The 15814-nt window shown below is 34.8% G+C and carries 15 protein-coding genes; 4 read left to right on the forward strand and 11 right to left on the reverse strand.

Going from position 1 to position 15814, the window contains the following annotated elements:
• Window positions 1-7: 7 nt before the first annotated feature.
• From ACKX2A_RS12740 to ACKX2A_RS12750, 3 genes are all read right to left on the reverse strand, one after another.
• Window positions 8-1531 (reverse strand): hypothetical protein, encoded by a 1524-nt coding sequence (locus ACKX2A_RS12740; RefSeq protein WP_415325135.1) that lies wholly within the window; start codon window positions 1529-1531, stop codon window positions 8-10.
• Between the two features lie 105 nt (window positions 1532-1636).
• Window positions 1637-2458, reverse strand: a complete 822-nt coding sequence (locus ACKX2A_RS12745; protein ID WP_415325136.1) for a hypothetical protein — start codon at window positions 2456-2458, stop codon at window positions 1637-1639.
• A gap of 111 nt (window positions 2459-2569) precedes the next feature.
• The gene (locus tag ACKX2A_RS12750; protein WP_415325137.1) at window positions 2570-4111 is read right to left on the reverse strand and encodes a glycine--tRNA ligase; all 1542 of its coding nucleotides are present in this window, start codon (window positions 4109-4111) and stop codon (window positions 2570-2572) included.
• Window positions 4112-4433: 322 nt separating this feature from the next.
• Here ACKX2A_RS12750 and ACKX2A_RS12755 point away from each other — a divergent pair, with 322 nt between their 5' ends.
• A complete protein-coding gene (locus ACKX2A_RS12755) occupies window positions 4434-5129 on the forward strand; it encodes a pseudouridine synthase (RefSeq protein WP_415325138.1) in 696 nt (231 codons plus the stop codon).
• A 353-nt stretch (window positions 5130-5482) separates the two neighbouring features.
• Complete coding sequence (locus ACKX2A_RS12760; protein ID WP_415325140.1) at window positions 5483-6520, forward strand: quinone-dependent dihydroorotate dehydrogenase; 1038 nt, start codon at window positions 5483-5485, stop codon at window positions 6518-6520.
• 34 nt (window positions 6521-6554) lie between these two features.
• Here the strand turns inward: ACKX2A_RS12760 and ACKX2A_RS12765 are convergent, their stop codons facing one another.
• Both ACKX2A_RS12765 and ACKX2A_RS12770 read right to left on the reverse strand, forming a co-directional pair.
• Window positions 6555-7436: a hypothetical protein gene (locus ACKX2A_RS12765; protein ID WP_415325142.1), complete on the reverse strand. Its 882-nt coding sequence runs from the start codon at window positions 7434-7436 to the stop codon at window positions 6555-6557.
• A gap of 28 nt (window positions 7437-7464) precedes the next feature.
• Window positions 7465-8709 (reverse strand): DUF445 domain-containing protein, encoded by a 1245-nt coding sequence (locus ACKX2A_RS12770; protein WP_415325144.1) that lies wholly within the window; start codon window positions 8707-8709, stop codon window positions 7465-7467.
• Window positions 8710-8873: 164 nt separating this feature from the next.
• Here ACKX2A_RS12770 and msrB point away from each other — a divergent pair, with 164 nt between their 5' ends.
• Both msrB and ACKX2A_RS12780 read left to right on the forward strand, forming a co-directional pair.
• Window positions 8874-9317 carry a peptide-methionine (R)-S-oxide reductase MsrB gene (msrB, locus tag ACKX2A_RS12775; protein WP_415325145.1) on the forward strand — a complete coding sequence of 148 codons (444 nt, stop codon included), beginning with the start codon at window positions 8874-8876 and terminating at the stop codon, window positions 9315-9317.
• Between the two features lie 128 nt (window positions 9318-9445).
• Complete coding sequence (locus ACKX2A_RS12780; RefSeq protein ID WP_415325147.1) at window positions 9446-10201, forward strand: murein L,D-transpeptidase catalytic domain family protein; 756 nt, start codon at window positions 9446-9448, stop codon at window positions 10199-10201.
• A gap of 185 nt (window positions 10202-10386) precedes the next feature.
• On the opposite strand, the gene fabF is transcribed toward ACKX2A_RS12780, so the two are convergent.
• From fabF to ACKX2A_RS12810, 6 genes are all read right to left on the reverse strand, one after another.
• The gene (fabF, locus tag ACKX2A_RS12785) at window positions 10387-11628 is read right to left on the reverse strand and encodes a beta-ketoacyl-ACP synthase II (RefSeq protein WP_415325148.1); all 1242 of its coding nucleotides are present in this window, start codon (window positions 11626-11628) and stop codon (window positions 10387-10389) included.
• Complete coding sequence (locus tag ACKX2A_RS12790) at window positions 11629-12054, reverse strand: PaaI family thioesterase (RefSeq protein ID WP_415325149.1); 426 nt, start codon at window positions 12052-12054, stop codon at window positions 11629-11631. It abuts the gene before it with no gap.
• A 10-nt stretch (window positions 12055-12064) separates the two neighbouring features.
• Window positions 12065-13333 (reverse strand): acetyl-CoA C-acetyltransferase, encoded by a 1269-nt coding sequence (locus ACKX2A_RS12795; protein ID WP_415325151.1) that lies wholly within the window; start codon window positions 13331-13333, stop codon window positions 12065-12067.
• A 10-nt stretch (window positions 13334-13343) separates the two neighbouring features.
• Window positions 13344-13949, reverse strand: a complete 606-nt coding sequence (locus ACKX2A_RS12800) for a TetR/AcrR family transcriptional regulator (protein ID WP_415325152.1) — start codon at window positions 13947-13949, stop codon at window positions 13344-13346.
• A gap of 353 nt (window positions 13950-14302) precedes the next feature.
• Window positions 14303-14722, reverse strand: a complete 420-nt coding sequence (locus tag ACKX2A_RS12805) for an OsmC family protein (RefSeq protein WP_072953912.1) — start codon at window positions 14720-14722, stop codon at window positions 14303-14305.
• Window positions 14723-14812: 90 nt separating this feature from the next.
• Complete coding sequence (locus tag ACKX2A_RS12810; RefSeq protein ID WP_415325154.1) at window positions 14813-15679, reverse strand: helix-turn-helix domain-containing protein; 867 nt, start codon at window positions 15677-15679, stop codon at window positions 14813-14815.
• Between the last annotated feature and the right edge of the window lie 135 nt (window positions 15680-15814).

Raw genomic sequence — 15814 nt, forward strand, 5'->3', positions numbered from 1 at the left:
TTTTTATTTAGTAATTAAGTCTTTCGAGACGTATTTTATTATATTTTTCTTTTTCATTAAATTCTCTCAGCAGAATATAGCCTTCTTTTCCTACATAAGGGATCACGGTATAAGAATCCTTTTCTGAAATAGGAACAACTTCCTGCTTAAATGTTCCGTTTACAAGCGTATTGATGAATAATTTCCAGTTTTTTTCCTTTGTTTCTTTATCTTTCTGGAGATCTCTGTAGAAGAAAACCACATCGTTTCCGTCGTTAATATACTGTGAAAACAAATAATCTCCTGTAAATAACGATTTCTCTTTCGCAAATATTTTTGCTCCTTTTACTTTAAAATCTTTATCCGTAAAGATGTAAACTAAATCTGTTGTTTTAGGAACACCATAATTAAAGTCGATTTTATATTTTTCAAGAAGAATACCCACACTTCCGTCCTTTAGAAAGAAAAGATCTCTCGGCTGCAGATGATAGCTTTTTTCTACATAACCTAATTCATTGATTTTAGGGATATAAGAAGATAAATCCGGAATGTAATTGATCTTTTTAGTATTAACTTCAAATGTATTTTTATCAACAATAAGTCTTGCAAAACCAACTCCTTGTTTGTCTTCGTAGTTTCTTCCTACAAGTACTATTTTGTCATCAAAAACTTTATCATTATCCAAACTTCTTGTGGTAGAAGAGAACGACGAAATATTGTCAATCGTATCATCTGAAAGTCCCGTAATTGGTTTTGATGTCACTTCCTTACCTGTTTTCATATCCAGAACAAGCAGGGTAAATTCCTTTGCATCGTTGTTCTTTTTCTGTCTGATGAAATAAATATTTTTGTCGTCTTTCTCCAGCAGGGTGAGATCTTCCGTGTTTTTCTTATCTCCGTTAGTATTGTATTTATATCTCCAAACTTCGTTTTTGTTTTCGTCGAATTTTATAAGAGAATTATTGTTGACGTATTTGCCATAATCATTGAATTCCAGTGCCAAAAAACCACCTTCCTTGATTTCGAAAACCACGGAAAAATAATTGAATCCTTTTGCTTTTTTTTCTTCTTTATTTTCTTTTCGGCTTTCCTTCCAGTTTTTAGGCTCATTGATAACTTTAAAAGTTCCGTTATCGTAATCATAATACGTTTTTTGCTGAATCGTATTATTAGAAAGATCGATTTCCATTGATCGGGGAGAGAACAATTCGCTGGTCTTAACTTTTGAATAATCTATGGAACTTGGGCGTAGAATCACCTTTTTTCTAAAATCAACATACCCTCTGTAAGAACCCGCAGTAATGTCGCCTTCAAATTCTTTATTGGCAACCGGGTTGAGGTTTTTATCTAGAATTACATATTCGAATTTTTTTGTTTTATCTCCGGTTTTACCGTAAGAATATAAAGAAACATAGCCGTAAAGATTATCCTGCTCATCAAACAGTGCATTCATACCTACATGTTCTCCGGTAGCCAAAGCCGCCAAATCCTGAGTTTGAGAAAAGTAAAAAGTCTGAACCAGGCCAAATGCCAATAGAAATATTTTTTTCATGGTTTAAATTTGAATTTCAAAAATAATGAATTCGATTAGAATTTTAATTAAAAATAAAAAAAGCCCTGAAAAAGATCAAGGCTGTATTTTTAAAAAAAGTTTCGATTACTTGTTGTATTCCGTAAGATACGTATGAGCATTTGTAGGAAATGTCGAGCTGGTATACGTTGTGACAGTTTTTGTAGGGAAGTTGTTGCTATTGTATGTATGTACAGATGAAGCACTTGTTTGCCCGTTGGTAGATCCGCTGTAAGTACTGTGCATTGTTACAAGATTATTGTTTGCGGTATCGCCTTCGGGAGATAAAAGGAGATTGATCTTTAAAAAGCCTTTAATATTCTTGGCAGGATTATTTTGTCCATCATATGAATAAGTATAATTTCTTGTTTGTCCTTCGTATGTAGCTGTTGATGAAATCAGGTTTCCGTTATTGGAAAGATAAACATCATACATCGTAGATTTTATATCTGTATGTGCCCCGGTTGAAGGATTGTAAGTAGATGAAGAATATTCATTATACTTCACATGATTATCGCTCAGATACTGAAAGTTTTTCGTATAAACCAATGTTCCCCCAGAATGCTTATTTGTTATTTTTTCAGTAGTTACTCTTCCGTTGGTGTACGTAAATTCTCTTGTGTAGACGATATTCGTACCTTCAAAATCTTCAGTTTTTACAATAAGATCGCCGTTGTAAGTGTATACAGTTTTTTCGTTGGTTCCAACATCGTTTGTCTGTAATAATTTTGTTCCATCATATTTAAATTCCGTAACATAAGTCTGGTTATCCTGAGTGATTTCGGTAAATTTTGTCGGAACGATAGTAGTTGGATCAATAGGCTGGCTTTGTTCAGAAGCATTGTCATCAGACGAGCTGCAGCTAGCTATGGCAAATAATGCCAAAGACGAAATAATTAATTTCTTCATAGTTATTATTTAGAGTTGTAAAAGTTCGCCAAAAATAATAATTTCCGCGACATAAATAATAAATATGGTATGAAAAAGAAAAAGCCCTGATTTCTCAAGGCTTTCATTATCTTATATTTTAGAAAGTAAATTTCTGAAATTCGTTTTCTCATCGATGATTCTTCTTAGTTCAGAAACCGGAACTCTTTCCTGTTCCATCGTGTCTCTGTCTCTGATCGTCACTGTGTGATCTGTCAATGAATCGTGATCGATGGTGATACAATAAGGAGTACCAATTGCATCCTGCCTTCTGTAACGTTTTCCAATCGCATCTTTTTCTTCGTAGAATAGATTAAAATCGTATTTCAGATCATTGAAAATCTGTTCTGCATATTCCGCTAAACCATCTTTCTTCATTAATGGAAGAATTGCAGCCTTAATTGGCGCTAAAGCAGGTGGTAAAGATAAAACCGTTCTTTCTGATCCGTCCTCCAAAGTTTCATCTTTTAAACAATGAGCAAAAATAGAAAGGAATAATCTGTCTAGACCTACCGAAGTTTCCACAACATACGGAACATAGTTTTCGTTTCTCTCCGGATCGAAAAACTGAAGTTTTCTTCCCGAGAATTCTTCGTGCGCCTTCAAATCGAAATCTGTTCTTGAGTGAATACCTTCCAATTCTTTGAAACCGAATGGGAAGTTGAATTCAATATCAGCCGCAGCATTAGCGTAGTGAGCCAATTTCTCATGATCGTGGAATCTGTAATTATCGTTTCCTAAACCTAAAGCCAAGTGCCAGTTTAGACGTTTTTGCTTCCACTGTTCGTAGAACTCCAGTTCTGTTCCCGGAGCAACGAAGAATTGCATTTCCATTTGTTCGAATTCACGCATTCTGAAGATAAACTGTCTTGCAACGATCTCATTTCTAAATGCTTTTCCGATCTGTGCAATACCAAAAGGAAGTCTGTGACGGGAAGTTTTCTGAACATTTAAAAAGTTAACGAAAATACCCTGAGCGGTTTCCGGTCTTAAATAAAGATCCATCGCAGAATCTGCAGAAGCACCTAATTTTGTTCCGAACATCAGGTTAAATTGTCTTACTTCCGTCCAGTTTTTAGAGCCAGTATCCGGATCAGCAATTTCCAATTCTTCAATTAAAGCTTTTACATCAGCAAGATCTTCATTTTCCAGAGATTTTGCCAATCTTGAAAGAATCGCTTCTCTTTTTGCTCTGTATTCTAAAACTTTTGGATTCGTTGCAACAAACTGATCTTTATCGAAAGACTCACCGAATCTTTTTGCTGCTTTTTCGATTTCCTTGTTCTCTTTATCTTCAATTTTAGCACAGTAATCTTCTACCAAAACGTCTGCTCTGAAACGTTTTTTAGAATCTTTATTATCAATCAATGGATCGTTGAAAGCGTCTACGTGACCCGATGCTTTCCAAGTGGTTGGGTGCATCAAAATTGCTGAATCAATGCCGACAATATTTTCGTTAAGCTGTACCATCGCTTTCCACCAATATTGTTTGATATTATTTTTTAATTCGGCACCGTTTTGTCCATAATCATAAACAGCGGATAAACCATCGTAGATCTCACTAGAAGGGAAAATAAAACCATATTCTTTAGCGTGAGAAATCACTTTCTTGAAAACATCTTCTTGCTTTGCCATAATTTTTTTAACGTCTGAAGTGCAAAAATAGTGAAAAAGCGGGAAGTTGGGAAGATGGAAGACGGAAGTTTTTATATTCGTGCAGATTAGAAGCTAAGAACCGGGTTTCACTACTCGCTATTTTTTGGTTTCTATTCAAAAAAACTCAGTCAGGAAAAATTAAAAATAACAGAAAATTCTTTGTGAACTCTTTTAAGTGAAACGCCTTTGTGAAATTAAAAATTAGCAGAATTACTGGCAAAAAAATCTTTGCGACCTTTGCGTTAAAAAATATTATGATTAAAACAGATATTAAAAAGTTTGAAATCTCTACTTTTGCCCCATGTTAGAGATTCTTTATCGCGACGAACATCTTATTGCCATCAACAAACCGAGCGGATTATTGGTTCACAAATCCTTTTATGCTGGAGAAGCCGATACGTATGCGATTCAGGAACTGAGAAAGCAGATCGGGCAAAAAGTGTATCCGGTGCATCGATTAGACCGGAAAACATCGGGCGTTTTGCTGTTCACTTTAGATAAAGAAACACTGAGAAAGATGAGTACTCAATTTGAGGAAAAAATGGTTAAAAAGAGGTACATCGCCATTCTTCGGGGTTGGGCAAAAGAAGAAGAAACAATTGATTATGATTTAATTAATGAAAACGAAGTTAAACAAAATGCAATCACTTATTATCGTCGTTTGCAGACTTCGGAAATAGATTTACCTTTTTTAAAGCATCAAACTTCAAGATATTGTTTGGTAGAAGCGATTCCGCAAACGGGAAGATTTCATCAACTAAGAAAACATTTTAAACATATTTTACATCCGATTTTAGGCTGTCGTAAACATGGTTGCAACAAACAAAATAAGTTGTGGCTTCAAACATTCGGCATCAACAAAATGACACTTCATGCACATCAATTGATTTTTAATCATCCCATTTCTAACGAAAAAATGATCGTAAATGCAACTATCGATGATGAATTCAAAAGAGTGGGGGATATTTTGAAATTGGATTTGAGCGCATATTCTTAATGTTTTAAATTTTCATCAGTATACAATTTGTCATGCTGGAAGCATCTAAGCGTAGTATTAAAAACATTATATTTAGATCTTTTCAGGATTACAAAGTTGTGAATATTTCTCAAATTTAAATTAATGACCGAGGTTTAGCCTCGATTGCAATGAAAATCCTTTTTTGCAAAAAAAAGATTGTAATGAAAAGCGGAAAATAGCTCCTAAAGCAATTTAACAAATAATAGCAGATTTAGCAAATTACGCAGATTTTATATTTTATAGATATCGTTTATAATACATTTTTCCATAAAGTATCATACATCAACCGAACATTAATTTTAAAATGAGTATTTTTGTAAAACTTTTTTTCAATGTACAAATCGCTCATTCGTCCGATTCTTTTTAAATTCGATCCTGAAGAAGTGCATCACTTTACTTTTTCAATGCTCAAGAATTTTGGATTTCTTACCAAATTATTTTTCCCAAAACCAATTAAAGACAAACGTCTGGAAAGAGAAGTTTTCGGATTGAAATTTAAAAATCCCGTAGGATTGGCTGCCGGTTTCGACAAAAATGCAGTTTTATTTAATGAACTGGGAGATTTAGGTTTCGGATTCGTAGAAATCGGAACGGTAACTCCAAGAGCGCAGGCTGGAAATCCTAAAAAAAGATTGTTCAGACTTATTGAAGATGGCGGAATTATCAACAGAATGGGTTTCAATAATGAAGGTCTTCAGTCAGCTATCGAGAAACTGAAAGGAAACAAAGGAAAGATCATGATCGGTGGAAACATCGGAAAAAATACAGATACCGCACCGGAAAATTACACTCAGGATTATTTGGATTGTTTTGAAGGGTTGCATCCTCACGTAGATTATTTTGTACTGAATGTAAGCTGTCCAAACGTTGGAAGCCACGCGAAACTGGAAGATGTAGAATATCTTCGTGAATTAATTACAGAAGTTAAAAAAATCAACCAGTCAAAATCGGTACAGAAGCCAATTTTACTGAAAATTGCTCCGGATTTGAATAACAATCAATTAGATGAAATTATTGAATTGATTGCCGAAACAAAAATCGACGGAATCGTAGTTTCAAATACATCGGTAAATAGAGAGGGATTGAAAACCTCACCAGAAGTTTTAGAACAAATCGGAAATGGAGGTTTGAGTGGAAAACCGATTCGTGAAAGAAGTACAAAAATGATTAAATATCTTTCGGATAAAAGCAACAGAGCTTTCCCAATCATTGGAGTTGGCGGAATTCATTCCGCAAAAGATGCATTAGAAAAGCTGGATGCAGGAGCGACTTTGGTTCAGCTGTACACAGGTTTTATCTACGAAGGTCCGGAATTGATTAACGATATCAACAAAGCGATTTTGACGAGAGCAAGTCGTTTACCAAGATAATTAAAATATAAGGAGAGTTTTAAAGCTCTCTTTTTTATTTCGATTTTGTAACAGACGCATTCTTCACGTCAACAATTAAATTATAAGAAGGCGAACTCGACGTTTTTTTAATATTGAATTTCAAAATTTTGGAATCTTTCAATCGCGTTGAGGTCGTATCGTAAATGTTTTCAATACAGCTTTCGATCAGGAAATCGTCGTAGCTTTTGAAATTCCAATCGTTGGTAAAATGTAGAACTCGATATCCTTTTTCACCATCACTTGCTCCACACATTCCGCAGAAATTGAAGTTGGATAATTCTTCGAAATACAACAAAACCCGGTTTCCGGATTTGTCTGAAGCAAAAGAAACCAATTCGTTTCCACCAAGTTTATTGATGAAATCGTATGTGTTAATTTTCTTATTATTCGGAACACTTAAGTAATTATTGTAGCGATAAATTCGGGTATCTTTAGTGAATAATTTAGCCGATAGAATTTTATTACCCGTCAAAAAATTTCCCGAAACATCTTTATCAATTTGCTGTCCCGAAAACATTAAAATTTCTTTTGCTTTCAAGGTTTTTGCAATGCTATCGGACTTTTCGATGAGGTCGCGAGTCATTTTTTCTTTGAAATTTTTAATCGCACTTTTCTGCTGATCTCCGAAATTAAAAAGATACAAATCACCAAGATTATAAACTCCCGTCAGCGGAATTTTCTTTTTGTATTTATCATAATAATACCAACCTTTCACGAAATGCTGATATTGATGGCAATCGATAATTCCATCAAAATTCAGTTGTAATGTGATAGAATTTCCTGCAATTTCTCCTTTAAAAATTTGAGAAGAATCTGTTACTTTTTTCAGTTCAACTTTCTGACAGAGGAAAAATGTTAAGCTTAAAGAAAATAACAGAGAGAATATTTTTTTCATGGTTTAGTTTTAGTTTAATTTAAAATTTTCAAAGGAAAAAATGAGCGATGGTGTAAATAATCAATCCGACCAATCCGCCGACTAAAGTTCCGTTGACTCGGATGAATTGGAGGTCTTTGCCTACTTCCAGCTCCAGCTTTTCGCTTAATTCTTTTCCCTGCCAATTTCCAACGGTCGAACTGATAAGGTTTCCGAACTGATGGGTGTTTTTCAGAATATATTTGTAAGCCGTCACACGCACCCAGTCATCAATTTTTTTCTGAAGATTTTCGTCATTTTTCAGATTTTGTGAAAATTCATTCAGGTTTTTAGATAGATAATTTTTTAATGAAGATCCGTCTTCCTGAAGTTCTTTCGTCAATGTATTTTTAATAGAAATCCAAATGTCGTTGGAATATTCGTTAAGTTTGTCATTCTTCAAAAGATCGTTTTTGATGTTTTTGAACTCATCTTCCCATTTCGGATCCTGCTTCAGTTCGTTAGAAAAATCGTAAATCTTTTTGGTTACCAAACTTCTGATTTCATGGTTTGGGTCTTCTTCAATTTCTTTGAAAAAATCTGAAAGTCCGGTTGCAATTTTATCGGCAATTTTATTATCAACAAAAGCAGGAATAAAGGTGTAGCTTCCCTTTTTTACACGATCTTTTATCATTTCTTCATTTTCAAGTATATAACTTTTAATCTGCGAAGAAAGGTTTGTAATAATTCTCTGATGATCGTTTTTGTCTAAAAGATAATTGATTCCGTTTCCGAGAATGGCATTTAGTTTAATATTATCCGTCATTTCCGAAACCTTTTTGCTGATAAAATGACTCACCTCGGAATCGTCAAGTTTATTTAAAATATCTAAAACAATATCGGAAAGATTTTTAAGCAAAGCATCCTGATTCTTCTCCTTTCCAAGCCATTCTCCGACAAAATTTGAAATCTTTAATTTTTGAATATAGGGACGGATATTTTGAGGTGAGAGGAAATTATTCACAACAAAACTTCCCAGATTATCGCCTAAACTTTGCTTACTGCTTTCAATTAAATTCGTGTGAGGGATAGGCAAACCAAGAGGGTGGCGAAAAAGGGCTGTCACTGCAAACCAATCCGCCAAAGCACCTACCATCGCCGCCTCGGAAAAAGCCCGGACATAGCCAAGCCAATGTGAGTCGTTCGTTTTCTGTAAAATAGTGGTCGCAATAAAAATCACTGCCATCATAAGAAATAATCCGGTGGCAAATGCTTTGTATTTTCTCAGCTGTTTTCTTTTGGCTTCATCATTCATATTCTCAAATTTAGTAAATTTGGTTATGAGATTTATCTTTATTAAAAGCTCTAATCAATAAGACGATTAAGTTTATTTAAACACTTTAAATTAAAAGAATTAAACTTAAAAACAATAAAGCTGTAAAAACTTTTTCGTTTAAATTAAATATTTAAAATAATTCTATGGAAAACCAAGCAAAAAACAATCCATACTATTCTCGAACAGATACTACGAAACTTGACATTTCCAATGATGAATGGAAAAAAATTCTCGCTCCGGATTTGTACGCGATTTCAAGAGAAGCCGCAACGGAAAGAGCTTTCACAGGAAAATACAATGAATTTGATGAAATCGGCGAATATTATTGTGCTGTTTGTGGAAATCATTTGTTCCGTTCCACATCAAAATTTTCCAGCAGTTGTGGTTGGCCAAGTTTTTTTGAGGCTGATAAAGAAGGTGTTTACTATAAAAGAGATTTAACATACGGAATGGATCGGGTAGAGGTTCTCTGCAAAAGATGCGATTCGCACTTAGGACACGTTTTCGATGATGGTCCAAAACCCACAGGACTGCGCTATTGCATGAATTCGATCAGTTTGGAATTCATTCCGGATTTAGAAAAATAAACGGTTTCTATTCACAAAATCAGGAAGTTAAAGTTTCTTAAATTGAGTTAAACTTTGTGGAGTTATTCCTTTTACGTAATTATGTTTTTATACATTTGCTGACTGAATTGGATTTAACATAATAGTGAATGAAAGGATTTTATAGCTTATTAGGTATTGTTTACATGGTAACTACTTCATTCTATTTGTCACCAAAAAAGGCAATTGCAAAGAATGAAATCAGTACAAAAAAGATTGAAAGAGTAGCGGACATTAAGTCTGAAAAAGTGACTACCAATGGATCTGCGGCCGAAGCATTGTACCAATCTATTACATTTGAAGAAGGGCATGAACTTAACGAAGAAGTTTTCTTTAAAGCCTTAACGGGGTTTGAAAATTTGAAGAAAGCTGGTTTGCTTAAAGAAGATTCCCACTTACTGACTGTATGCGATTTTTCAATGTCTTCAAACACAAAGAGACTTTGGGTGATTGACACGGAAGAAAAGAAGGTATTATTCAACTCGTTGGTTGCTCACGGAAAAAATACGGGAGAAGAATTTGCAACGAACTTTTCTAATACCAACAGTTCTCTTCAAAGCAGCTTAGGCTTTTACATTACAGATGCAACGTACAACGGAGATAACGGATATTCTCTGAGGTTGCTGGGAATGGATAAAGGCTTTAATGATGCGGCTTACAAAAGAGCAATCGTAATGCACGGCGCAGATTATGTAAGTGAAGAGTTTGCAGCAATGCACAAAAGAATTGGAAGAAGTTGGGGTTGTCCTGCTGTTCCAAGAGATCTTACGCAACCGATCATTAATACAATAAAAGGAAGAAATTGCCTTTTCATTTATTACCCTGATCAGAATTACCTTTCCAAATCGGAATGGTTGAAAGCATAAAACAAAAGCAGTCTACATCAGACTGCTTTTTTATTTAAATTAAATTTTCCTGCATTATGTCATTCTGACGAAGGAAGAATCTAGCCTAATGATTTGTTTTTTCTCTCGCAGATCTGGCAGGTGACGCAGATATTTGTGTATAAAAAATAAATCTGCATCATCTGCAAAATCCACGAGAGAGTTATCTAAGAAAACTTCTTAAAAATCAAAGTCGCATTATGTCCTCCAAATCCAAATGCATTACTCAACGCATAATTGATGTTTTTTTCTTTAGCTTCTCCAAAAACAATATTAAGATCTTTCGGAATATTTTCATCGATATTGTGAAGGTTGATTGTCGGTGGAATAATTCCATTTTCAATCGCTTTAATCGAAAGAATAGCTTCTGCCGCTCCGGCTGCACCCAGCAAGTGTCCAGTCATCGATTTTGTCGCACTGATGTCTAAATTTTTGCTTCCTTTAAATAATTTATTAATACCATTTAATTCAACCAAATCTCCCATTGGAGTAGAAGTTGCGTGAGGATTAATATAATCGATATCATCAACATTAATTTCCGCCTCTTTTAATGCCAACTGCATCGCTTTGATTGCGCCAACTCCGTCTGGATGAGGTGCTGTCATGTGATAGGCATCAGCAGTCATTGCAGCTCCGACTAATTCTGCATAGATTTTTGCACCTCTTGCCTTGGCGTGTTCGTATTCTTCCAAAATCAAAGCTCCTGCACCTTCACCCATTACAAAACCGTCTCTGTCTGCATCGTAAGGACGACTTGCGGTTGCAAAGTCATCATTTCTTGTAGACATGGCTTTCATAATTGAGAAACCACCGATTGAAGCCGGAGAAATTGCCGCTTCAGAACCACCGCTCACAATCACTTTTGCTTTTCCTAAACGGATATAATTGAACGCATCCATCAATGCTGTATTTCCCGTTGCACATGCTGAAATTGTGGTATAATTGATTCCCTGAAGACCAAATTTCATGGAAATCATACCCGAAGCCATGTTGGCAATAAATTTGGGAACAAAAAACGGATTGAATCTTGGTGTTCCATCTCCTGCTGCGAAATTCATTACTTCGCTTTCGAAAGTCCACATTCCGCCTTGTCCGGTTCCCCAGATTACACCGGTGTCGAACGGATCCATATTTTCCAGTTCCAGTCCGGAATCTTTCAATGCTTCGGCTGTTGAATACATGGCATATTGTGAAAAAAGATCACTTCTTTTGATTTCGTTGTGTGTTAAATGAACTTTTGGATCAAAATTTTTAACCTCACAAGCGAAATGTACTTTAAATTTTTCTGTATCGAAATGCGTGATTGTATTGGCTCCGCTTACTCCATTGATGCTGTTGTTCCAGAATTCTTCAACATTATTTCCCAAAGGCGTCACTGCGCCAAGACCAGTAATAACAACTCTTTTCATTTAATTATTGATTTTGAATAAATTAGAGGTTCCTCTTGCAATTAGGCGTGTTTTGTCCGCGTTCCATATTTCGCACTGCGCGTTTACAAATTGCTTCCCTCTTTTGATGATTTTAGTTTCAGCTACAATATTATCATTTTCTTTTGCAGTTGAAAAATAATCGATGGTATTATTTATGGTTACGATGAATGTTTTTTCATTTAAAGAAAACATGGTTGCTCCAATCACATCGTCGAAAATCGCTGCGGTAACTCCACCATGAAGGTTTCCCATCGGATTCAGCCATTCCGGTCTTACCGTATATTGAAATTCCAACTGTCCTTCTTCTACAGATAAAATAATTGGATTCAGCCATTTCATAAATGGGGAAGGTGACGCTGTAAATTCTTTTCCGATGAATTGTTTTAATTGTGCTAATCTATCCATATTTTCAATTTTATTTCTCTAAAATCATCGTTACCCCTTGTCCACGAGCGGCACAAATGGAAATAAATCCTTTTCCGCTTCCTTTTTCATTTAAAATTTTCGCTAAAGTTCCTATGATTCTTCCTCCAGTTGCTGCAAAAGGGTGAGCCACTGCAAGACTTCCGCCTTTTACATTTAGTTTATTTCGATTGACTTTTCCTAATGCTTTTTCCAGCCCGAATTTTTTAGCCAAATCGTCATTTTCCCAGATTTTTAATGTTGCTAAAACCTGTGCTGCAAACGCTTCATGGATTTCATAATAATCGAAATCTTCCAAATTCATTCCTGCTTTTTTCAACATTCTTTCGGCTGCAAAAACGGGAGCAAGTAGTAAGTTTTGTTTGTTTTCAACATATTCAATTCCTGCAATTTCAGAGAAAGTGATATAGGCTAAAATCGGTAAATTATTCGCTTTTGCCCATTCTTCACTCGCCAATAAAACCGCAGAAGCTCCATCGGTAAACGGTGTTGAATTTCCGGCTGTTAAAGTTCCGTTTTGTTTATCGAAAGCGGGTTTTAAAGTCGCTAATTTTTCTAAACTTGTATCACGACGAAGATTATTGTCTTTATCTAAACCATAAGCCGGAGTAATCATATCCTCAAAAAATCCTTCATCATACGCTTTTGTCATATTTTGATGACTTTTAAAAGCTAATTCATCCTGATCTTCACGAGAAATGTTGTAATATTTTGCTGTAATTTCCGTGTGACCGCCCATTACCAAACCTGTTTTCGGTTCCTGACCTTTGTAAGGAATCGGCATCCAGTCTTTCAACTTCGGACTCAATAATTGTTTGATTTTTCCAAAGACAGATTTCTCTTTATTTGCTTTTAGTAATGCTTTTCTTAATCTAGGTGAAGATTCAAAAGGAATATTACTCATAGCTTCAACACCACACGCAATTCCACTTTCAATTTGTCCTAAAGCAATTTTATTTCCGATATAAACAGCTGCTTCAATTCCTGTATCACAAGCCTGTTGCAAATCGCAAGCAGGAGTTGCAGGATCTAGCGAGGTGTTCATCACAGTTTCCCGGATGAGGTTGCTTTCGGAAATATGTTTGATTGTCGCACCTCCGGCAACTTCGCCAAGGAGTTTTCCTTTGAGATTGTAACGGTCGATTAAACCATTCAGAGCGGGGAGGAGTAAATCCTGATTTCCTTTGTCTGTGTAAGCTGTATTCATTCTGGCAAACGGAATTCTATTGTATCCTACAATTGCCACTTTTTTTGTTTCCATAGCGTGAAGTTTATGATGGAAGTATGTTTAATTCATTGTCAATCATGTGGATGATTTTGTCTAAAGCAAGGTTTAAAAATTTCTCATCTCCCGTTGTTTTGGATAATAAAATTCCGCCTTCGAGAAGCATGATGAAAATGGATGCATATTCCTCTGCATTAGCTTTTACATTTAAATCTCCATTTTTCTGACCTTGAATAATAACCGCTGAAATTTTTCCTGACCAGTCTTCAAAAGATTTTTTAACCTGATTTTTAAGAGTTGGAAAAATATCGTCAGATTCTGTCGCTGCGTTCATTAACGGACAGCCACCGTTTGAAAAAACCGAACGCCAGTTTTTTCTGTAAAAATCAACTAAGGCATGAAGTTTATCCATCGTTGTCGGAAACTCATCGCTAAAAGATCTAGACATGCTTTTACTCAGCATTCCTGAGTTGTATTTGTAAACTTCAATTGCCAATTCATCTTTGTTGGCGAAGTTTCCATAGACACTTCCTTTCGTCAGATTAGTTGCCTGTGCAATGTCCGAAAGGGTAGTGGAAAGATAACCTTTGGTATTAAACAAAGATGCCGTTTTCTCGATAATAAATTGTTTTGTCTTTTCTGCTTTTGACATTTTCAACTGATTATGATGCAAATATACAAAAATATACCAATCGGTATATTTTATTTTGCAATTAACGATTATCTGTTTGATCTATTGAATTAAACCATTAAGATTTTATTGAAGAAGTTCAGATTAATTAAGTTGAATCTTTAATTTTTTAAGTTTTGGCTAAAGCCAATGTTATGATTTTTGAATGAAAAACGGGCTAAAGCCCGTTCCTATTGATGATATTCTCATCATTAATTTATTCATTTAGTTTGTTATTCCGTAGGAATCTAAGCAGATGTTTTTACAATTATATCTCTAATAATTCCGCTTAGATTCCTACGGATGACAAACTTTGTGCTTTAATTTTTTGATTCTTAGTTAGCCAAAGTAGCTTCCAAAGTAATTTCAAAGTTGAAAGCTGCGCTTACAGGACATCCTTCTTCAGCGATTTTAGCATATTTTTGGAATTCTTCTTCTGAAATTCCCGGAACTTTTGCAGTTAAAGTCAATTCAGATTTTGTGATTTTTCCGATGTTTGGGTCTAAAGTGATCACAGATTTTGTAGTCAATTCTTCAGGAGTATAACCTGCCTGAGAAAGTTCTGCGCTCAATTTCATTGTGAAACATCCTGCGTGAGCCGCAGCCAATAATTCTTCCGGGTTTGTTCCAACTCCATCCGCAAAACGGCTATTGAAAGAATACTGAGTTTGGTTTAATGTTGTACTTTGAGTAGTGATGTGTCCGTTTCCTTCTTTGATGGTACCGTTCCAAACGGCTGTTGCGTTACGTCTCATAATAATTGTTTTTTGTTGTTTTAAATATTGTTATTTTTTGATGTTACAAAGGTATGTCGGAAATTCATCGAGATAAATACACAAATCGACTTAAATATTGTACTTTTTTCCCGAAGTATAATTTTTCTTGAAATTTGTCGGTGTGCTTCCGATTTTATTGGTAAAAAGTCGGTTAAAATAAGCCGGATCTTCATAGCCTAAATCATAAGCAATTTCTTTCACGGGTTTATCGGTATAAAATAAAAGTCTTTTGGCTTCCAGTAGGATTCTATTAATAATAAACTGGTTTGGGGATTCAAGGTTTAAACTTTTGAATTTGTGAGTTAACGTTTTTGGCGCGATGTGAAGTAAGTCTGCATAATCTGCTACATTATGTTTTTCTCTGAAATGAATTTCTAAGTGTCGGCTGAAATCACGAAAAACATCCAATTCATTGCTTGGAATTTTTATTTCGTCATTATCCAAATTTTGTTTTTTCCATTTTCGGGTTGCTCGAATGATGATTTGTTTTACGTAAGTTCGGATCATTTCTTCGGCAGAAGAATCTTTCCATTCCAATTCATCTTTGATGCTTTGAAATAAGCTTTTAATGATAAAATTTTCGTTCTCATCAAGCTCTACAAAAGGAATTTCAAAAACATTATGGAAAAGAAGTCCGTCACAAGCCACTTCTTTATCATGAATTTGAATACAGTAAAAATCTCGGTTGTAATACAAAAGATGCGATTCGTCTATGCCATTTTCAACCTGTAAATGCTGATTGGTCAGGAAAAATAAAGCTGGATTTTTAGTTTTATAATGTTTAAAATCTACCGTTAATTCGTAACCTTCCGGAACGTAGAAAACTTTAATTTCAGATTTATATTTGGTGTCTTTAAGGGTTTTAAGATTATTTTCAGAAAAAGTTTCAAAACCTAATTTCTTGTAATTATCTTCAAAAATAAGCGTCTGTGACATAGATTTACTTTAGTTTAAAGATACAAAAAAGCATGGCTTCTTAATGATTAAATTATTGAAACCATGCTTATATTTTTAATTGATAATTTAAAAATGATTTAAATTAATCATAGCTTAAACTCTACAACTCTCAAA

Origin of the sequence: Chryseobacterium sp. MMS23-Vi53 (assembly GCF_047651245.1) — a bacterium.
In the GTDB taxonomy this organism is placed as follows: Bacteria; Bacteroidota; Bacteroidia; order Flavobacteriales; family Weeksellaceae; genus Chryseobacterium.